Genomic DNA, 4,183 nt, shown 5'->3' with positions numbered 1-4,183 from the left:
GTAAACGCTCAAAGCCATCTCAGCGAGATCGATTGTTAATTAAAGATCTGCCATTACTTTTGTGGCAGATCGTGAACCAACCAGGCTTTAAAAGAAAAATCTCTTAAGGACCTGGGTATGATTTCATATATCAATCTTTAATTCTTAGCATCCTGCTTTTATAACTATTACAGATATAACACTTTTGCAAATATTGTACAACATTGTTACATCATTCAAAGTTTTATCTTTTATTTTAAGTAGGTTAATTAAAAAACATTTATCATTAAATGAGTTGGGGAATTTTTTTTTATTATTTATCACAATTAAATGCATAGCATCCGTTAAGAGGTTTTATTATTTTCAATTTTGAATGAAGGTTAAATCTATGGATATAGTTAGAAAATTTTCAATTGTACAGAAGTTCTCTGTCGTTACCTTCTGTAGTTTTCTGTTGCTCTCTTTTGTCGGCATCAGCTCATTTGTAAAAGCAAGAGGCGCTCAGGAATCAGTAGCATCAGTTATCGATGTGGTTATTCCAGCAAAGGAATCTTTAGGAGAACTGAAGGCCAGCTTTAAAGAATTCCGTATTGCTGCAATTAAATACCCTACCGCAAAGCCAGCAGATCTGGCAAACCTGAAAACAACATTCTCCAACTACAAGTCCATGATGGAAAAGCAGATCACTGCTTTGGGTGGTATTGTAGACGGTTCTAAATTAGACGGTTTAAAAAAGACCATCGCTGATTATGACAAGGTCGTTGGCAGTATCCTTATAGATTCTGTTAATGAAGGAAATGTAGATAAAGGTACTTCAATTATTAAAGATTACCTGGTTCCACTTGGAAATACCTTTGATAAGTTAGTTGATGACGTCCAGAAAGAGCTTGATCAGGTTTCAAGAGAAAAATCAGAAGAACTTGTAAACGACGTATCACCTGTTTCAAATGTAATAATCATCGTAATTGTTATCTTCCTAAACTTTATCTTCTTCAGAGCTCTGGCAAGATCTATTACATCAAGAATCAGAATCTTAGGAGAGGCTTCAGAAAAGATTGCAGCTGGTAACCTGAAAGATCCTATCCCTCAGATTGGTCATGACGAGCTTGGTCATTTAGGTGCTGACATGAACAAGCTGATTAATAATCTGCATTCAATCATTGTCACTATGAAGAACGATTCAGAGGTTCTCCAGACATCTTCTACAAACATGACAGCATCTTCTCAGGAAATTCAGTATAAGTCTAATATGGTTTTAGACAAGCTTATTACCACATCCTCTGCAGCAGAAGAAATGGTTGCAACCTCTCAGGAAATTTCTTCTAACTGCTCACTTGCAGCTAATGCATCTGAAGAAACCAAGGGACTTGTAGTTAACGGCATGGATGTTGTTACCAATACCGTAAATGACATTAGAGCTCATTCTGAAAAGACAAAAGAAGATGCTCAGCTTATTCTTGCCTTAGGTGAAAAGACTCAGGAAATTAACTCAATCATCGCAACCATTGAAGATATTGCAAGTCAGACCAACCTGCTGGCATTAAACGCTGCTATTGAGGCTGCCCGTGCTGGTGAACATGGTAAAGGATTCGCAGTGGTAGCAGATGAAGTTCGCGCTCTGGCAGTAAGAACTGCAGAGGCAACAAAAGAAATATCCTTTAAGATTAACACCGTTAAGGATGATGTTAAGAAAGCTAACGACTCTATAATTGATACTGTATCAAAGATGGATGAAATCGCAACTAATGCCGGTAATTTACAGACAACTCTTGATGTTATTACTCAGAAGGTTGGCGATGTTAACCTGCAGATCACTCAGATTGCAGCAGCTACAGAGCAGCAGACCGGTACATCAAAGGATATGTCTGCACATCTGTCTTCAATTAAAGACTTCACAAAAGAAATGGCTGATACATCTGCAGCTGCAGAAAATATCACCAATGACTTTCGTGCTCTTTCTTCAAGAATGGACGAAACAGTTAACAAGTTTATAGTGTAACTTGAAGGGATATCCTGATTAATTAAAAAGACCTGTTTTCAGATGAAAACAGGTCTTTTTGTTGGTTTGTGTGCTCAGCATGGGCATTATCTATAGGGTGTAAGTCCCGAAGTCGCCCGCTAATGGGAAGACTTAGCAAATCCGCAAGGTGGTCACGGTGACGTGATAGCTGAAAGAAGTGGATAGCAAATCTCTGGTCCGACGAACAGAAATCATCTACAGGCGTGCTAGGTGGATAATGGTGCAAGTTAACTCAAAGTCCAATAATTAGACGGAACCTAGTATGTAGAGATGGCGGATTGATGGAGTGAAAGATAATGTTCTTACCTGAGGAGGTCTTGTCAGCGGGAAACCGTAGTAACAACGAATGACAAGAAGTCAGCCGAGGTCATAGTAGCGATGACTATGCGAATGATGTGGTGACAAGGAAAAAAATGAACGGTACTTCCTTGAGCCGCATTATTCAGTCTTAAGTTTCAATCCTAGGCCGAATCTTTAAATTGAACAGTGTGATTGTTTAACAAACAACAATGGAGCTATTCAATGGCAGGCAATTCTCAAAAGCTTAACGAAGGCGAGCTGTCTTTGTACTCAATGTTTATATCTCAGGGATATGTTCCTGTTGGCGTTGATCTGGCAGCAAGAGTATTTCAGGTTTGCTACCTAACCGATAAGCAAAAGATTAAGAACAAGGCCTTATCTCGTGAAGCTTTCTTAGATTTTCTAAATAATCCTCCTGTCAGTCAACCTTTGATGGTTGGATTTGAAGCATGCGGTGGCTGTAATTACTGGGCAAGATTTATTGAGAATCTTGGACATAAGTACAGAATCATGCCTGCAGCTTCAATCAGAGCTTTTCTGGGCTTACAGAAAACAGACAAGATTGATGCTCTGGGGATTTTCAAAGGAACAATCTGTCCCTCTGTAAGAACCATAAGTGCGAGGAATGAAGAGAATCAGACACTGATGAATCTGCTTGCAGCCAGAGAACAGCTCATAAAACAGCAGACACAGTCACTGAATGCACAAAGAGCAATGCTCTATGAGTTAGGAGAAATCTGTGGCGAAGGAGCGGCAAAGATAGATGCGGCTACCGATAAGCTGAAGTTATCCCTTGAGGAGAATCATTCTGAGGCAATTTGTAATTTCAGGATGATCGCAGAACCTTTTAAAGCAAACCGTGATGCACTTGAAACACAGATTAAGCAGATTGATCTCTACCTCAAACAGTACGCAAAGAATAACAAAACAGTACAGAATCTTATGACCATACCAGGTATAGGAGTCTTATCTGCAGTTACTCTATATGCGGTAATAGGAAATCCGGATGACTTTCCTAATTCAAGTATCTGCAGTTACTCTATATGCGGTAATAGGAAATCCGGATGACTTTCCTAATTCAAGACATTTTGCCTCCTTTGCAGGCTTTGCTCCTCGTGTATCTGATCATTAAATACGAGATCTCGTATTTAATGATAAACACCACATTTTAGAAAACACGAGATTATATCGCAGAATGGCTTTTAAAAGCCAAACAGCACCTCTAAATGTGGTGTTTTATTTGGCTATGGTGTCAATCCACAGGCAACGATCTTCTTTTTCAGATCATCCTCTGTATAGTTTGCCTTAGCATTCTTCCATTCGTCAGGAAAGCCGCATTTTTCCATGGCTTTTCTTAACTGTTCTTCTGATGGGGTCGTATAGATTTTGGTCGTTTCCGTACTGGAATGTCCAATAAATGAAGAGACTATCTCGATTGGCGTTCCCTTTTGATAAAGAGCTGTAGTCTTACTACGACGAAATGCATGAGGATGTACTCGTTTGGGGATGGTTGGATCATGCTCACGAGCTAACTCTGCTGCCTGATTTACTATTGTCTCTACGGTCTTAACAGTCAATGCTACGGGTTTTTCCTTGCGTATGCTGTAAAAAAGAGGCGTATCTGGTGACGATGATTCATGGAATACTCTGAGATAAGCCTTAAGCATCTCTGAGGTTTCTTCCTTGATTGGCGTGTAACGCTGCCTTTTTCCTTTCCCCATTACATTAAGCCTGGATTTACCGTCGATGTTTATAACATCCTTTACCTTTAAAGCTGTTAGCTCGGAGGCTCTCATAGCACATTCATACAGTATAAGCAGTATCAATGCATTTCGTTTTCCCTTTTCAGTAGTGATAACAGCCTTAAGCATTGAGGATATATTG

General features: G+C 39.4%; 4 protein-coding genes. 3 read left to right on the top strand and 1 reads right to left on the bottom strand.

From position 1 onward, the window contains the following. Positions 1-367 precede the first annotated feature (367 nt). The 3 genes from QZU45_RS11670 to QZU45_RS12545 all read left to right on the top strand — a co-directional run bounded on the left by QZU45_RS11670 (position 368) and on the right by QZU45_RS12545 (position 3,431). The gene (locus QZU45_RS11670) at positions 368-1,978 is read left to right on the top strand and encodes a methyl-accepting chemotaxis protein (protein WP_295355478.1); all 1,611 of its coding nucleotides are present in this window, start codon (positions 368-370) and stop codon (positions 1,976-1,978) included. Positions 1,979-2,521: 543 nt separating this feature from the next. Continuing rightward, complete coding sequence (locus tag QZU45_RS11665) at positions 2,522-3,367, top strand: IS110 family transposase (protein WP_295355476.1); 846 nt, start codon at positions 2,522-2,524, stop codon at positions 3,365-3,367. Beyond that, the gene (locus tag QZU45_RS12545) at positions 3,318-3,431 is read left to right on the top strand and encodes a transposase (RefSeq protein WP_366925501.1); all 114 of its coding nucleotides are present in this window, start codon (positions 3,318-3,320) and stop codon (positions 3,429-3,431) included. The genes QZU45_RS11665 and QZU45_RS12545 overlap by 50 nt, the downstream gene beginning before the upstream one ends. 112 nt (positions 3,432-3,543) lie before the next feature. Here the strand turns inward: QZU45_RS12545 and QZU45_RS11660 are convergent. Further along, positions 3,544-4,183: tyrosine-type recombinase/integrase (locus tag QZU45_RS11660; protein ID WP_295355474.1), on the bottom strand; the 640-nt coding region annotated here is incomplete at its 5' end.

Source organism: uncultured Succinivibrio sp. (genome assembly GCF_902756765.1).
Classification (GTDB): domain Bacteria; phylum Pseudomonadota; class Gammaproteobacteria; order Enterobacterales; family Succinivibrionaceae; genus Succinivibrio.
The sequence above is the reverse complement of the archived record's forward strand: the minus strand, read 5'-3'. Positions and strand labels throughout refer to the sequence as shown.